The organism is Psychromonas algarum (assembly GCF_004376845.1).
Taxonomy (GTDB): domain Bacteria; phylum Pseudomonadota; class Gammaproteobacteria; order Enterobacterales; family Psychromonadaceae; genus Psychromonas.
Window position 1 is genome coordinate 86,007 of sequence record NZ_SNUW01000007.1, and the last position, 16,316, is coordinate 102,322.

Sequence of the window (16,316 nt, forward strand, 5' to 3'; positions counted from 1 at the left end):
GCTTCTATGAAAAAAACAACATTAGCGATTTTAATTTCTTCATTCTCTTTTACTGTCATGGGAGCAGATCATGACCATGCACATTTAAGTAATATTGGTGAACAAGGTGGTAAGAAAGCAACTCAAGAAACCATTAAATACAACAAAGAATTTGCTGAAACACTTAATTTTCAAGATCTACGTGCCTTTGAAAATAATAACAAAGGACTAATTGCTGAATTTGACTCAAAAACAGGGGATATCATTCGTAATAGTTTTAACTTTATAGATTCAGATAGCGCCAATGCAGATAAAGCTCCCGACTCAGTTAATCCGTCACTATGGCGCCAAGCAGTTTTAAATCAAGCTGCGACAGGTTTATATGAAGTGGTTCCTGGGAAAATATATCAAGTCCGAGGAACCGATCTTTCTTCAATCTCATTCATTCGTAGTGATAGAGGGTGGATAGTTTACGACGTTTTATTAACGAAAGAATCAGCAGCGCAATCATTGAAATTCTTTCAAGATAATGTACCTAAAGATGGAAACTTACCGATCGTTGCGATGATCTATTCACATTCCCATGCAGACCATTTTGGTGGCTCGCGTGCAATTCAACAAGCCTTTCCAGAAGTGAAAGTATACGGTTCAAAACATATTACCAAAGAAATTGTGGATGAAAATGTTTTAGCGGGTAATGCAATGTCACGCCGAGCAGCATATCAATACGGTGCAACGTTAAGCCGCCATGAGCATGGTATTGTCGATGCAGCATTAGCAAAGGGTATATCTAAAGGCGAAATTACCTATGTATTACCAGACTATGAATTAAATCATCAACAAGAAATTGAGACCTTAGTAATCGATGGTTTAGAGATGCAATTTATGGATGCATCTGGTACTGAAGCAGCTTCAGAAATGGTCACCTACATTCCTAGTATGAAAACGCTATGGACAGGCGAACTCACTTATCAAGGTATGCATAATATTTATACATTACGTGGTGCTAAAGTACGAGACTCTTTAAAGTGGTCTAAAAAAATCAATGAAATGCTAGTAACTTGGGGTAATCAAACAGACGTATTATTTGCTTCTCATTCTGCACCTATTTGGGGAACTGGAGAGATTTCAGATTACCTTAAAATGCAACGTGATGCGTATGGATTCACTCATAATCAAACACTACGTTTAGCAAATAACGGTTATGTTATGCAGGATCTAGGAGACAAAATTTACGAAGTAATGCCAAATAGCATTCAACAAAGCTGGCACACAAATGGTTACCACGGGACTTATTCTCATAATGCTCGTGCTGTATATAATATGTATTTAGGTTACTTTGATATGAATCCTGCAAACCTTAATCCCCTACCAATTAAGGCTGAGTCAGCAAAATTTGTAGAATACATGGGGGGAAGCAATATGATCCTCCAAAAAGCACAAATAGACTTTAATAAAGGTGAGTATCGCTTTGTAGCAACCGCATTGAATAAAGTTATTCAAGTAGAGCCTACGAATAAAGATGCTCGTCAATTATTAGCAGATACCTATGAGCAATTAGGTTATCAATCAGAAGGAGCTGGTTGGAGAAATACCTACTTAACCGGCGCTCAAGAGTTACGTATTGGGACGATGCCTGGTAACCCCAAAAGTGCTTCAGCTGACGTACTAGCAGAGATGACCATTGAAAATCTGTTGGACTTCATGGCGGTAAAAGTAGACTCAATTAAAGCACAGCATACGCCATTTACATTAAATGTAACGTTACCAGATAGTGATGAAACCTATTTTGTAGAGATGTCTAACGGCAATTTAAATAATATTAAAGTAGATAATCCATTAAAAGCAGATGCGACATTAATCATTAACCGTAACGATGTAACAAAGATTATTTTACAGCAAAGTACATTAACAGATTTACTTGCATCAAAAGAGGCAACATTAGAAGGCGATAAAACAGTCTTAAATAAACTACTCGGTTCATTAGTTGAGTTTGATGAGACATTTGAAATAGTGCCTCGTCCAGCAACAGGGCAAGAAGTCTATGTACAAATTTATCAAGCATTGAAAGGCACTGATCAGCATAACCACTAATCGACACGCTTTATATGGCCCCTTAGCCAGTTACTTTGTAACTGGCTTTTTTAATATTTTCCAGATTCAACCTTTAACTGCCCCCTTAGCCCATCAAAATATTTCAATTACTCAAGTATCATTCAATATTTTAAGAATTAAACTTGTATCTAAGACAACTGTTCAGCACAATAACTATCTACTTAATGGCAAAGGATTACTTTAAAAATGATTTCTAAATGGGCACTAAGATTCATTCAAATGGCAGAGCTTGTCGCTTCATGGAGTAAAGACCCTTCAACTCAAGTGGGCGCAGTGATCACAGAACATAATCGGATCGTATCACTAGGATTTAATGGTTATCCACAAGGTATTTCTGATAGTGCTGAAATTGATAATCGAGAAATAAAATTACTTAAAACCTTACACGCAGAAGAAAATGCCATTCTGTATGCTAAACGAGATTTAAGTGGCTGTGAAATCTGGGTAACACACTTTCCTTGCCCTAACTGTGCAGCCAAAATTATTCAAACAGGTATTAAAGCGGTACATTGCCCAGCTCAAAACGAAGACTTTCTATCCCGTTGGGCAGATAAAATTAAATTAAGTGAAGAGATGTTTAATCAAGCAGGTGTAGCTGTTAATTGGTTAACACTAGAAGATAAATAATTTACCGTACAGTTTGATTGCAAATAAAAAATCAGTACTTTTAATGAGTTTAGAAGTACTGATCACAAGATGCTTGCAAATAAAACAATTAAGACTATCTATTTATTCAATATTGACTTATCATGCACATCGCTTTAAAAAATCATTAATGTCAATATAAAGTCCAAGTTATCCTCAGTTACATCGTTACCGTTGTCCTTAGTATTCCTCTAGCTTCATCAATTCATTCAATCATTCTATTTTTAGCATTATGCAATGTTGCATTATCAATCTTCATTTTAAAAAATGAAATAAAAAATTTAATAACAATTACATTAAAAAATAGTTTAATTTAAGGCGTAAGTTGAAATAAATGGTTGTTCCCTTTACCAAACTTACAACGAAAAAGTAAATTATTTTAACAAGTAAAATAGCTCAGCTAATTAGTGTGATTATTATAAATACACCATTAAGGAAATATATGGCTCGCTCAACAGGCAGAAAAAGATTTTGGTTCCAACAAAATAAAGAAGAACAACAAGTAATTGAACAGAAAGATACAGCAAAAGAATAAATAAAAAGTAACATCTACACTTTTTTAACAAGAGCAGAGTTAGCCCAGCTCGGTTAAACACTCAGTCTGACTAGATAATATCAGCACTGAATAATTATTTTACATGCATTAATCAGTATAAGGTTTCCTCTAACCTTATCAGCCTTTCAGTAATATCTCTTATACAACCAAATTCAAAAACTCGCACATCATTTATGTGCGAGATAATTCTTGTAACAACTTTTATAAAAATTTTAAGAAAAAAAAATGGTAAATCCTTTCGGATTTACCATTTTCTAAAAGAATTGTTAATCCTTAGAGGATTAACGCATCACAGCTTAAAGAGCTACGATGTTTTCTGCTTGCGGGCCTTTAGGACCTTGGCTTACAGTGAATTCTACTTTTTGGCCTTCAGCTAAAGTTTTGAAACCTTCGCTAGCAATTGCACTGAAATGTGCGAATACGTCTGGACCAGACGCTTGCTCGATGAAACCAAAACCTTTAGATTCGTTAAACCACTTAACTGTACCTTGAACTTTAGACATAATAATATCCTGTAAATTTTAATAAAAATTGCCTTCAAAAGAGGCTTGAATAGCGTAAAATTAGACTGGAACTTAAAAACTACAGAGCGAGGTATTATTAATAAAACAACGAAATGGAGAATGTAAACAAAAGGCTTTATTTCTGCTGCAGACATCTTATAGTGTCCGGACTATAAGTCAATATTTGTTTTAAGATGAAACCGCTTTAAGGCACACTTCTAACAATTACATTACTATTCCCTACTTCAAAAAATGAGTAAACAATGAGAGAAGCTTTAAGGCAAAAAATCATCGAAGTATGTAATAAAAAAATCGCCACTAAAGGTGATGATGTAGGTTTATCGTTTTATGCTTTTTTTGCTAATAAAAATGATGATCCTGAATTACTCATGGAAGCAGCAACTTGGTGGATACAAACCCACCAGCTAGATCATTTTGTAAAGGCTCATAAAATAAAATCAATGATTAAAAATAAAATGTAAGTATTAAACCACTCATACCTTAAGCATCTCTTTTTATTTAATGATAAAAAAATAGACACATTTTCTAAAAAATGAGCCTACTTATAAAATCAATTTCTTTATATATAAATCACAGTAAACATCGGATCTATTTTGCTGATTAAGACCACATACTTAGTATTTATAAAAAATAAAATACTATGAATAATTTATTTCTACTTGTTCCGCTTTTTGCAATGCGACGTGAGTTGTTAACTGTGCAGCATAACGTTTTAAGTTACTAAAGTTTTCTATTGAACCATTATTTACTAAGCTTTCAACAATCATTGACATCATGATATCTGCGCCGGTTAATTGTTCATCTACGAGGTAAGTTTTACCTGTTAAGCTTTGCTCAAAATAACTTAAGATCTTCAATAATTCAGCATCAGCATAATCTGCTAAAAAGTTTGTTTTACAGCCATCTTTAGTCACAAATAATTTTAACAGTAGCGGTAACATAGCGGAACCTTCAGCAAAATGAAGCCATTGTAAATATTCAATATAAGCATTAGTGCCACGCTTAGGAGCAAGTTTACCTTGACCATATTTATCAATTAAATATTCAGTAATTGCACCTGACTCACTCACAATCAAACCATCATCTTCAATGACGGGTGATTTACCTAAAGGATGAATTTGCTTTAATTCTGGTGGAGCTAAAAATGTCACGCTATCACGCTGATAAGGCTTAACTTCATATTCCACCTCAAGTTCTTCTAACAACCAGATAATACGTTTAGAACGAGATTTATTTAAGTGATGCAAAATGATCATAATATCTTCCTATCTGTTTTATTATTTCTACGTTTTATTTGTCAGTACCTTCATAGCAACTGACAGCTTAATAATTAGAATAACAGACTGTTCTATTCTTTGTATTCTGGATAATCAGTTAATCCTTTTTCTCCACCACCAAATAACGTATTTGGATCATGTTGTGCTAATGGGTAGCCATGTTTAATACGATTTGCTAAATCAGGATTGGCTACAAACGGACGACCAAAAGCAATCATATCGGCTAAACCATCATCTATGGCTTGTTGACCTTTTTTAGCATCGTAACGGCCTGCATAAATAAGTGTTCCTTTAAATGATTCACGTATAGCTTGCTTAAATGCGAATGGTGTTTCAGGTGCATCATCCCAATCCACTTCTGCGATATGTAAGTATGCGATATGGTAAGTATTCAATAAGGCAGCAGCTGCGCTATAAGTTTCAACAGGTGTTGCATCAATCGTTCCATTTAATGAAGTAAATGGAGCAAGACGAACCCCCACTCGGTCAGCACCAATAGCATCAACCATCACAGCAACAACTTCACCTAAAAAACGTAAACGATTTTCAATGCTACCACCATATTCATCAGTACGATTATTTGCTTCTGAATCAATGAATTGATTAATTAAATAACCATTTGCACCATGTAACTCTATGCCATCAAACCCTGCTTCAATCGCATTTAATGCAGCTTGGCGATACTCTTCTAACACCAGCTTAATATCTTCTTTAGTCATTGCTCTTGGTTCAACTACATCTACAAATCCCGGCTCTTGTTTGCCGTTATCCACAAACACTTTTACATTTTCAGCTTTTAATGCAGATGAGGAAATAGGTTGTTTTCCACCAATATTATCAGGATGAGTTACACGTCCAACATGCCAAAGCTGAGCAAAAATAATTCCATTTTTATTATGTACTGCATCCGTTACTTTTCTCCAACCAGTAATTTGAGCACTAGAATAAATACCAGGAGTCCAAGCATAGCCTTGACCTATTGCTGAAATTTGCGTTCCTTCAGCAATAATCAATCCCGCAGAAGCACGTTGAGCATAGTATGTAGCCATCATCTCATTAGCATCATTGCCTGGTTGGCTAGCGCGAGATCGTGTCATCGGTGGCATAACAATACGATTTTTGGGAGAAAGTTTACCTAACTGTAACGGTTGAAATAGTGAATTAGTCATTAATTATTTCCTTAGTCAATATACGTAATTAACATGAATATGATGCAAAACGTATGAGTATTCATTTTAATAAAAAATAATATACACGGATTAATTCCTCATTTTAAATTATCAATAATTATCTTAATCATAATTTTTTGTTATTCAAAAATAAGTGGGTCACAATACTTTCTCCCCTACTTCTATTATTTAGAAGTTATAGTTATTTATTCATGGAAAAAAATAAAAATACACTTGCGTGAAAATAATTTGACCAAAAGGTCAGCTGATGAAGTACAAAAATAAAGTGATTATTAGAACCTTTTTATCAAGAATGAAGGCCACTGAACAATGTCCTGAAAGAAAGCCCTTTAGCAAAATAATGTGGTCTTGGTTAGGTGCTTTTATAGGTATTTATCTTGTTTCTATTTTAAGTAAATACTCACAGGTTGATCTACTGAACAGTCAATTTCTAGTGGGCTCATTTGGTGCTTCAGCAGTATTAATTTACGGTGTTCCTCAAGCTGAATGTTCTCAACCACGCAATGTACTGGGCGGGCATGTAATTTCAGCGTTTATTGGCGTATCTGTATATCAGTTTTTCCCTTTTGATATTACTGTACTTGGCGCATTAGCAGTTTCGTTCTCCGTTATGGCAATGCATTTCACTCGAACAATCCACCCTCCGGGGGGGGCTACAGCACTGATTGCTGTTATTGGTAGCTCTCAAGTGCACAGTATCAGCTATATGTTTGTAATAACCCCTATTGCAACAGGATCAATTATTTTATTAGCGATTTCCTTAATTATTAATAACTTATCTAACAATCCATTACGTCATTATCCAAGATACTGGGGTTAAATAATAAAGATCTCATTCTTCGTGAGACCTTCATTTCATCACTTTGTCCTACCTAATGTATTCCCTATAAAGTAGTTTTCAAAAAGACTTAAAAAGAAATTAATTGCAATTAACTAGACGATCGGTCTATTATATAAAACATGACATTATCAATAACAAAACCACGTCGTGGTAGACCACCTAAAAGTACACATGAAAACCGTGATACTAGAGCAGAATTAATTCGCAGTGGTCTTGAGCAATTAACTGAAAGCGGCTTTGCTGCCTCGGGCATTGAACCTATTTTAAAAAAAGTAGGCGTACCTAAAGGATCGTTTTATTACTATTTTAAAAATAAAGAAGCCTTTGGACTTGCTGTTATTGAAAGTTATGCAAACTACTTTGCAAAAAAATTGGACACTTATTTATTAGATGATACTTACCCGCCATTAACACGCATCAGCAACTTTGTTGAAAGCGCAAAATCGGGAATTACTCGCCACCAATTCAAACGTGGCTGTCTAGTAGGTAATTTGGGGCAAGAAGTTGATTTACTGCCTGAAAATTTCAGACAGATCTTAATTGATATATTTATTTCTTGGCAACAACGTGTAGCAACCTGCCTTAAATCAGCGCAAGTCAGTGGCGATTTATCGACAACAGCAGATTGTGATCAACTGGCTGAGAGTTTCTGGATTGGTTGGGAGGGAGCAGTAAGCCGAACAAGGTTAGTGCAAAGTTCTAAACCACTAGATAACTATTTCAATCATTTTATTGCGGGTTTACCAAGATAAAAATCTTTAATCATTAAGAATAGAAATCAATTTAAAAGAGGAAAATAACATGTTCAAAGGTATTTTAATCGAAAAAGACGAGCAAGGTTACCGTTCATCAGTTCAAGATATCAACGAAAGAGTCCTACCTGAAGGTGATGTTACTATTAGTGTTGCATACAGTACATTAAATTATAAAGACGCATTAGCCATTACCGGAAAAGGCCCTGTGGTTCGTAGCTTTCCAATGATTCCTGGTATTGATTTAGTCGGCACAGTTGAACAAAGTGATAATGATAAATTTAAAGTAGGCGATAGTGTTTTATTAAATGGTTACGGTGTAGGTGAAGTACATTGTGGTGGTTTAGCTGAGAAAGCTCGTTTAAAAAGTGAATGGTTAATTCCATTGCCTAAAGCATTTTCTCCTCGTCAAGCTATGTCAATTGGTACAGCAGGTTACACTGCGATGTTATGCGTGATTGCACTTGAAAAAAATGGTATCACACCTGAGAGTGGCGAAATACTAGTAACAGGTGCTAATGGTGGTGTGGGTAGCTTTGCAATTTCAATTTTATCAAAACTAGGTTATACAGTTATTGCATCAACAGGTCGTGTTGACCAAGCAGAATACCTTAAAAAACTAGGTGCAACAGATGTTATTGATCGTGCGGCATTAACAGAAAAAGGTCGTCCATTAGCAAAAGAACGTTGGGCAGCTGCCATTGATTCAGCGGGCAGTCATACACTTGCTAATATTTGTGCAAGCTTAAAATACGGTGGTGTTGTAGCAGCTTGTGGTTTAGCACAAGGCATGGATTTACCTGCGACAGTCATGCCATTTATCTTGCGTGGTGTAACTTTAGCTGGAGTTGATAGCGTAATGCGTCCAACCGCTGACCGAGTTGAAGCATGGCAACGTCTTGCAGACATTTTAGATGTAGCAGTGTTTGATGATATTGCAAATGAAATTGCTTTAGATGATGCAATCACAACTGCCGAACAACTTATCTCAGGCAAAGTACGTGGTCGTGTTGTTGTGAAGATTAGTAAATAATAAGTTTTAGAAAAACTTAAAAAAATAAAAACGCCATTTAATAAATAATTAAATGGCGTTTTTATTGAGGTTAAATCTAAAGTTTAAGCTGCAACACTCGATGCAATATAAGGTGAAGCAAGCGCTTCATCTGGAGAAACAAAAGGAATATTTAAGCTTTCAGAGACGCTTAAGTTAGTCACTTTTCCGTGTATTACATTTAAACCATTTTTAAGATGTAGGTCAGCTAATAATGCGTCTTTATATCCTAATTTAGCAAGACGTAAAATATACGGTAATGTTGCATTATTTAATGCAAATGCAGAAGTTCTTGCAAGAGCACCAGGCATGTTAGCAACACAGTAATGTACAACATCATCAACAATGTACGTTGGTTCTGAATGTGTTGTTGCTTTTGACGTTGCAAAACAACCACCTTGGTCAATAGCCACATCGACAACAGCAGAACCAGGACGCATTGCTTTAATCATTTCTGCACTGACTAATTTAGGAGCAGCAGCACCAGGGATCAATACCCCACCAATCACTAAATCAGCATCTAATACTAATGATTCTAGGTTATATTTATTAGAGTAGGCAGTTTTAATCGCTGAACCAAACTGTGCATTTATTTTACGTAAAGTATCAATATTGTTATCTAAAAGTGTAACATCAGCACCTAAGCCAATTGCCATTTGTGCTGCATTACAACCAACAACACCACCACCAATAATAACCACTTTAGCAGGCGCAACACCAGCAACTCCGCCTAATAACAAACCAACACCGCCGTTCGATTTTTCTAAACACGAAGCACCCGCTTGAATCGACATACGACCAGCGACTTCAGACATAGGCGCTAATAAGGGTAAACTTCCGTTGCTACTCGTTACCGTTTCATAAGCGATACAAACAGCCTGACTTTTAATTAAATCTTCCGTTTGTGCAAGATCAGGGGCAAGGTGAAGATAAGTAAATAACAATTGATCAGGGCGAAGCATTGCACGTTCGACAGCTAGAGGCTCTTTCACTTTTACAATCATTTCAGATTTTGCAAAAATTTCTTCTGCTGTATCTAATATTTCAGCGCCTGCATCAATGTATTCTTGATCACTACAAGCAATGCCTAAACCAGCTGTTTTTTGAATATAAACAACATGTCCAGCAGCAGTTACTTCTTTAACACTTGCAGGCGTCATACCTACGCGATATTCATGAACTTTAATTTCTTTTGGTACGCCGATAATCATATGTAACTCCTAAGCATTTGTTATTTAAATAAATTTTTTTTATGTTTACTACTAACCAATATTTCTTACTTATCTTTGACTATTTTGAAGTTATCCCAAGCTTGCGACGTCGGCATAACTTCTAAACTATTAATATTGATGTGTGCTGGTTGCTCTGCAATCCAAAAAATAATATTAGCGATATCTTCAGGCTGAATGGCATTTGTGCCATTGTAAATTTGGTCATACTTATCTTGATCACCTTTAAATCTAACCAAGCTAAATTCACTTTCTGATAATCCAGGCTCTAAGCTAGTCACTCGTACACCAGTCCCTGCAAAATCACTGCGTAAGTTTCTAGAAAACTGAGCTACAAACGCTTTACTTGCGCCATAAACATGGCTACCAGGGTAAGCCCAGTTAGCGGCAATACTTGCTAAATTAATAATACTTGCTGTTTTTTGCTCTTGAAGGATAGGTAATAAACCGTGTGTCACATTAACTAATCCAGTGACATTAGTATCGATCATCGTATGCCAATCACTCAATGAAGCTTCAGCTGCTGAACTTGCTCCTAATGCTAATCCTGCATTGTTAACTAAAATTGAAACCTGTTTAAAATTTTCAGGTATTGCTTCTATGAACTTCGCTACTTGCTCACTATCTCTCACATCTAACGAATAATAAAAAACATCCGTTAATAGCTCGAGTTCTTCACTCAATGCTTTTAGTCGCTCTTCTCTGCGACCAGTAATAATTAATGGGTACCTATGTTGAGCAAATTTTTTCGCCGTCGCTAACCCAAATCCAGATGTAGCTCCAGTGATTAAAACAATTGGGTTTAGATATACTGTCATTAAATATTCCTTAAAAAGTCATGTTAAAAATGATATAAATTTCAATCTAATTACACTATCAACCGACTTTGTCATTCACTATTTTCTGTTGATGAATTAATACTAAAACGTCTCTCTAAATAACGTTAGTGCCAGAATTTTTTTTTTGTAGTCTCAATTAATTTAATACTAAAAAGATTAGAACCCAGTAAGAGAAACTTTAAATAACGACACAGCCCCCACAAGCCACTCACATTCAAAAAACACATATCTATTTGATATAAAACATAAAAAATAATCCACTAAACCTGGGATATAAATAAATGGAGAAAAAGGTAATTTAAAATTACCGATATATTATTCCCTCTCTAAGGCAACTGATTCAAAATACACTATCTAATTTTTTATTTTTAATAGCACAAAATAATGGAAGAATAAGGGAAAGAATATTTTGCTTTTTATTGGAAAGATAAAGGTAGATGTAAAGCTTTCTGCAGACTTTCAGATAAAATAAAACCTCTTTACGGTAAAGCGAAAAGAGGTTTTCATAATAAATTAAAGACTTACTTCTGCTAATACAGCATCAAGAGTCTCTACAATAAAATCGGCTTCATCATGCGTTAGCGTTAAAATAGGACATAGGCATAATGTATTATTAAACTCTTTAAAGGAGCGATTAGTACGTCCAATAATTAAACCTTTTTTCATACAGGTTCCGGCTACTTGAATTGTTACTGACTCATCAACAGGTGTTTTTTCTGTACGATCACTTACTAACTCAATACCTAATAACAAACCTTTACCGCGAACATCTCCAATTATTTGATGCTTATCTTTTAGCTTGGTTAATTTCTCTAATAAATAATCCCCCATTACCGCACTGTTAGTAACTAGATTTTCTCGTTCTAATATTGCTAAATTAGCTAATCCAGCGGCAGGACCCGAAGTACACCCAGCATAAGTACTCACATCACGGAAGTAAGCTTCACGATCACTGCTATCCGCAAGAAATTCATTGAAGATATCCTCAGTCGTTACCATACATGAAATGGCAGCGTAACTAGAGGCAACACCTTTTGCTAACGTAACGATATCAGGCTTGATCCCATAGTGCTGATATCCAAACCACTCACCTGTTCTACCCATGCCACAAACCACTTCATCAATGTGTATTAAAATATTATATTTTTTACAAATATCCATAATGGCAGACCAGTAACCTTCAGGAGGAGTAATAACCCCACCACCAGCTGTAATAGTTTCAAATACAACAGCACCGACTGTATCAGGACCTTCGCGTAAAATAACTTTCTCTAACTCTTGAGCGGCTAGAAGACCATAATTTTCAACTTCACCAAATTGGCTTCGGTATTCACAGCAATGAGGAAACTCAACAAAACCTGGTACAAAAGGACCGTAATGTGCACGACGCTCTTCTTGCCCTGTTGCACTGAGTGCTGCAAGCGTTGTACCGTGGTAATCTCGTTCTCGGTATAATATTTTATTCTTTTGACCACCATACTTTTGTTGGGAGATTTGACGCACTAATTTAAATGCTTTTTCATTTGCTTCAGAGCCTGAGCTACTATAAAAAACACGCCCCATACCCGGCATTTTTTCTAATAACTTTTCCGCAAATTGGGCAGCAGGTTCAGTTCCTGCAGTACTTGCAAAAAAATTCATCTTAATTAATTGTTCAGAAACAGCATTAGCAATCTCAGTACGTCCATAGCCAACATTTACACACCAAACCCCACCTGAAGACGCATCAAAATAACTATTACCTTTTGCATCCCAAACTCGCGCGCCTTCGCCTTTTACCATCACTAAAGGATCTTGAGTCTTTAATACACTATGCTGAGTTAAATGGTGCCATACATAGTTACGATCTTGTTCAATCAGTTGCGCTGTTTGTGAATTCGTCATCATGTCTTTCCTCTTTACTAAAGTTTCCTATTTCCGATGACTTACCCTAACTTAGAAGTGAACCCTACTTTTAGTTCCAGCCCTTTTATTTAATAGAGCCAGACATGATTATCTTGTATTTTTTTATTTAAAACACCGTCATCTCTAGTGGCGCTACAATTGCTTACCTCTGGCTCTAACAGTCAACGAATTAAATTGTGATAGTGCATTTATCATTTTAAAAATTAAGGAAAAACAATGGATCAAATATGGTATGTACTGCCCATTGTTATGTTTGCAGCTGTTGTACGAGGATATAGTGGTTTTGGCTTTGCTGTGATTGCTGTTATTGGACTTAACTTCTTTTTCGATCCACAACAGAGTGTTGCTATCATTTTGTCACTGGATCTTATTTGTAGTCTAAATTTATGGAAACAAGCAACTAAACAAGCAAATCTACCAGTATTAAAAAAATTAATTTTCGGTGCCTTTTTAGGTATTCCCATTGGTTATTGTTTTTTATTTTTTATGCCTTCAGAGATACTCAAATTATTAATTTGTTTTGTCGTATTAGCTTTAACTATCCTTTTACTATCAAGCTTTAGACCATTTGATGCTGAAAAAAATAATACCAAAATAGCTTTTGGCTTAGCCTCTGGAGCTGGGACAGCAAGCGCCTCAATCGGCGGTCCTATGATTGTTTATTATATGTTGTCTAGTAATCTGAGCATCATCAGTCAACGAGCAACGATGATTTTATTTTTTATTGCCAGCGAAGCGTTATCTCTTATAACTTTAGCAGGTGGAGGATTAATCGATGAAAAATTACCTAAAGCATTGTTAATATTAGTTATTCCTACGCTTTTATCGGTTCACTATGGGCAATACCTATTTAACCGTAAACCACCGCTATCTTTAAAAAGCTTTGCTTTACCAATAATGACCATCGTTTCTCTACTTGGCATTGTAAATTCTAGCCATGCTTTAATTGCACAATAAAGTCCCCTTCCACCTCTAAGAGGCCTATTCTTTTAGGTCACTTCTAGTGTTCTTAACTATATTAGTTTAGTACCAATTAAAACCTTACTCCTACCTATAATTCCCTTATAAGAATGGCCTTATCTACTCTTGAAAATTCACCACATTCAAAAAAATAATATGGTTAATCAACAGATATAAATCAATTAACTCAAAACAAGTTAACGCTTCTTTTTAGAGGTTTACTTAACTCTCTATTCGTAATGATATAAAAGGTCTTAACGTTTGCTTATAGGCCGATATTTAGATTAATAGATACGCTAATTTAACGTGCCGCTTTATATCATTCAGATAACTGCATTATTAGTAGTCATGATTGCCGTAGTTGTAGGGCAAGGAAATAAAAATAACGGTTCTCTTAGTTACACCGCTTTTATTACCGTATATCAATAGAGTTATATGGCATCATCTAATATAACTAGAAAACCCTTAATCTATTGATATAAAAGAGTTAGAAGCTTCTATTTTAAATATTGAAACGAATGATATTAATTAGGTTTAGATGGGATTTATAGTTGAAATATAGAGCAAAAAAATACCCACTATTCGAAAATAGTGGGTATTAATAACAATCAACGACACCTTATAATGATGCTTAATAATGAAACTTAATTACATCCTTTCCAAGGGATTAGCTTTCTTTCTAGGTAACGCATTAACATGTCAAAACAATAAGCAATAATACCAATGACGATGATACCTGCGATCACCACATCAGTAACTAAAAACTCAGAAGCATTTAATACCATAAAGCCGATACCTCGCTCTGCGGCAACCATTTCAGCCGCGACAAGTGTTGTCCAACCAAATCCAATCGCGATACGCATGCCATTCATAATATCTGGCATAGAGCCTCGTGCAATAACCTGAGTGATAACTTGCCACGGAGTTGCCCCCATAGAGTAAGCGACTTGGATTTGTTCAATACGAACAGATGTCACACCTGATCGCGCACTCAATACAATAGGAGAAAGCATTGCTAAGAAAATTAGCGTAATTTTACTTGATTCATCAATACCCAACCAAATAATGATCAAAGGTAAGTAAGCAAGAGGAGGAAGTGGACGATAAAATTCGATTAAAGGATCAAAAATCCCACGGAAAATTCGATTACAACCAATGGTGATTCCTAGTGGAATACCGATTAAGCAAGCTAAAAAGAAGGCGCCAAAAATACGTATTAAACTGGCATTTAAATGTTCGAACAGTGTTCCACCAGCAAAACCATCAACAGTTATATCAATTAAGCGTTCTACTACGTCAAAAGGAGAAGGTAAGAAAATAGGTTTAATAAAACCACCTTCCGTAGCAATAGCCCATATAGCAATAAATAAGAAAGCTGAAACAATACTAATTAAGCGACTATCACCCGCACCCGGTGTACCAAAATATTCTCCACTTGGCACCGCATTCGGCGCAGCTAACGATCTACATTTGTGCTTTAATTTATCAACGAATGACTCAGAAGCTTTTGTGGTCGCTCGCTCTTCTTTTGTATCAACCCTCTGTGGCTCGGCTTCCGTTATATCAAGGGTCATTTTTTTACTATTACTCATAATCCGTCCTTAAGCTGTTGCTAATTCATCGCCGTGAATAATGGATAATACTTGCTCTCGCATCGCAATAAATTCAGGGGTAGATTTGACTTGTCTCGCATCTCGACAATCTAAAAATTGCTGATTGAAATTTAAATCAAATTGGTGAGTGATTCGCCCGGGTCTTGGTGACATCACTACCAATTTAGTTGCCAATAATAAAGCTTCATCAACACTGTGAGTAATGAAAAACATCATTTTGTTGGTTTTACGCCAAACATCTAATAGGAGTTCTTGTAATGACTCTCGTGTCAGTGCATCTAAAGCGCCTAGTGGCTCATCGAGCAATAACATTTTTGGATCATTAGTTAATGCGCGAGCAATACCCACTCGTTGCTGCATGCCGCCAGAAAGTTGATATACCTTGTGTTGATGAAACTCTTCTAAACCTACAAGTTTTAAATATTCTGCAGCTCGTTCACGGCGAACAGTCTTATCAACACCTTGTAGTTTTAAACCAAATTCAGTATTTTCAATCACATTTAACCAAGGTAGTAGAGCATGTTTCTGAAATACCACCCCGCGATCAGCGTCGGGTCCAGTTACTTCATCACCAATATCTTTTCCACACAAGACTCTTGGGTAACCTTCCACCAGGCTTTCGCCTAAAGTTAAATAACCTTTACTTGGTGAAATGAATCCAGCGATAAGATTAAGCAGTGTTGTTTTGCCACAACCAGACGCACCTAACGCAACAACCAAATCACCTTGCTTCATGGTTAAGTTAACATCAGATAAAGCAGTGACAGATTCACCACCTTCTGAGCCAGGATAGATAACTGATACTTCACAAACTTTTAATGTATTCATTACAATGCTCCT

General features: G+C 35.8%; 15 protein-coding genes. 7 read left to right on the plus strand and 8 right to left on the minus strand.

The features are described from left to right. Positions 1-6 precede the first annotated feature (6 nt). Positions 7-2,073 carry an alkyl/aryl-sulfatase gene (locus tag E2R68_RS08015; RefSeq protein WP_208380165.1) on the plus strand — a complete coding sequence of 689 codons (2,067 nt, stop codon included), beginning with the start codon at positions 7-9 and terminating at the stop codon, positions 2,071-2,073. A 207-nt stretch (positions 2,074-2,280) separates the two neighbouring features. Further along, on the plus strand, positions 2,281-2,721 hold the full coding sequence (locus E2R68_RS08020) for a deoxycytidylate deaminase (RefSeq protein ID WP_134277176.1): 441 nt from the start codon (positions 2,281-2,283) through the stop codon (positions 2,719-2,721). An 870-nt stretch (positions 2,722-3,591) separates the two neighbouring features. Here the strand turns inward: E2R68_RS08020 and E2R68_RS08025 are convergent. Then, complete coding sequence (locus E2R68_RS08025; protein ID WP_025566132.1) at positions 3,592-3,798, minus strand: cold-shock protein; 207 nt, start codon at positions 3,796-3,798, stop codon at positions 3,592-3,594. Positions 3,799-4,061: 263 nt separating this feature from the next. Here E2R68_RS08025 and E2R68_RS08030 point away from each other — a divergent pair, with 263 nt between their 5' ends. After that, complete coding sequence (locus E2R68_RS08030) at positions 4,062-4,280, plus strand: DUF6500 family protein (RefSeq protein WP_134277177.1); 219 nt, start codon at positions 4,062-4,064, stop codon at positions 4,278-4,280. Positions 4,281-4,457: 177 nt separating this feature from the next. Here the strand turns inward: E2R68_RS08030 and E2R68_RS08035 are convergent, their stop codons facing one another. Together E2R68_RS08035 and E2R68_RS08040 are read right to left on the minus strand one after the other, a co-directional pair. Beyond that, the gene (locus tag E2R68_RS08035; protein WP_134277178.1) at positions 4,458-5,075 is read right to left on the minus strand and encodes a glutathione S-transferase family protein; all 618 of its coding nucleotides are present in this window, start codon (positions 5,073-5,075) and stop codon (positions 4,458-4,460) included. A gap of 92 nt (positions 5,076-5,167) precedes the next feature. Beyond that, the gene (locus E2R68_RS08040) at positions 5,168-6,265 is read right to left on the minus strand and encodes an alkene reductase (RefSeq protein ID WP_134277179.1); all 1,098 of its coding nucleotides are present in this window, start codon (positions 6,263-6,265) and stop codon (positions 5,168-5,170) included. Between the two features lie 292 nt (positions 6,266-6,557). Between E2R68_RS08040 and E2R68_RS08045 the strand changes: the two genes are divergently transcribed. The 3 genes from E2R68_RS08045 to acuI all read left to right on the plus strand — a co-directional run bounded on the left by E2R68_RS08045 (position 6,558) and on the right by acuI (position 8,912). Then, a complete protein-coding gene (locus E2R68_RS08045) occupies positions 6,558-7,106 on the plus strand; it encodes an HPP family protein (RefSeq protein ID WP_134277264.1) in 549 nt (182 codons plus the stop codon). Between the two features lie 140 nt (positions 7,107-7,246). Continuing rightward, positions 7,247-7,879 carry an acrylate utilization transcriptional regulator AcuR gene (gene acuR, locus E2R68_RS08050; RefSeq protein WP_134277180.1) on the plus strand — a complete coding sequence of 211 codons (633 nt, stop codon included), beginning with the start codon at positions 7,247-7,249 and terminating at the stop codon, positions 7,877-7,879. Positions 7,880-7,928: 49 nt separating this feature from the next. Further along, a complete protein-coding gene (acuI, locus tag E2R68_RS08055; protein WP_134277181.1) occupies positions 7,929-8,912 on the plus strand; it encodes an acrylyl-CoA reductase (NADPH) in 984 nt (327 codons plus the stop codon). 83 nt (positions 8,913-8,995) lie between these two features. Here the strand turns inward: acuI and ald are convergent, their stop codons facing one another. The 3 genes from ald to E2R68_RS08070 form a co-directional block, all read right to left on the minus strand. Beyond that, positions 8,996-10,141, minus strand: coding sequence for an alanine dehydrogenase (ald, locus tag E2R68_RS08060; RefSeq protein WP_134277182.1), 1,146 nt, complete (start codon positions 10,139-10,141; stop codon positions 8,996-8,998). A 65-nt stretch (positions 10,142-10,206) separates the two neighbouring features. After that, positions 10,207-10,977 (minus strand): SDR family NAD(P)-dependent oxidoreductase, encoded by a 771-nt coding sequence (locus tag E2R68_RS08065; RefSeq protein WP_134277183.1) that lies wholly within the window; start codon positions 10,975-10,977, stop codon positions 10,207-10,209. A 534-nt stretch (positions 10,978-11,511) separates the two neighbouring features. Next, complete coding sequence (locus E2R68_RS08070) at positions 11,512-12,885, minus strand: aminotransferase family protein (protein ID WP_279587475.1); 1,374 nt, start codon at positions 12,883-12,885, stop codon at positions 11,512-11,514. A gap of 234 nt (positions 12,886-13,119) precedes the next feature. Here E2R68_RS08070 and E2R68_RS08075 point away from each other — a divergent pair, with 234 nt between their 5' ends. Continuing rightward, entirely contained in the window at positions 13,120-13,860 is a 741-nt protein-coding gene (locus E2R68_RS08075; protein ID WP_134277184.1) for a sulfite exporter TauE/SafE family protein, read from the plus strand. Between the two features lie 647 nt (positions 13,861-14,507). Here the strand turns inward: E2R68_RS08075 and E2R68_RS08080 are convergent. Both E2R68_RS08080 and E2R68_RS08085 read right to left on the minus strand, forming a co-directional pair. Then, a complete protein-coding gene (locus E2R68_RS08080; protein WP_208380167.1) occupies positions 14,508-15,455 on the minus strand; it encodes an ABC transporter permease subunit in 948 nt (315 codons plus the stop codon). 9 nt (positions 15,456-15,464) lie between these two features. Continuing rightward, positions 15,465-16,304, minus strand: coding sequence for a taurine ABC transporter ATP-binding protein (locus E2R68_RS08085; protein WP_134277185.1), 840 nt, complete (start codon positions 16,302-16,304; stop codon positions 15,465-15,467). Positions 16,305-16,316 lie beyond the last annotated feature (12 nt).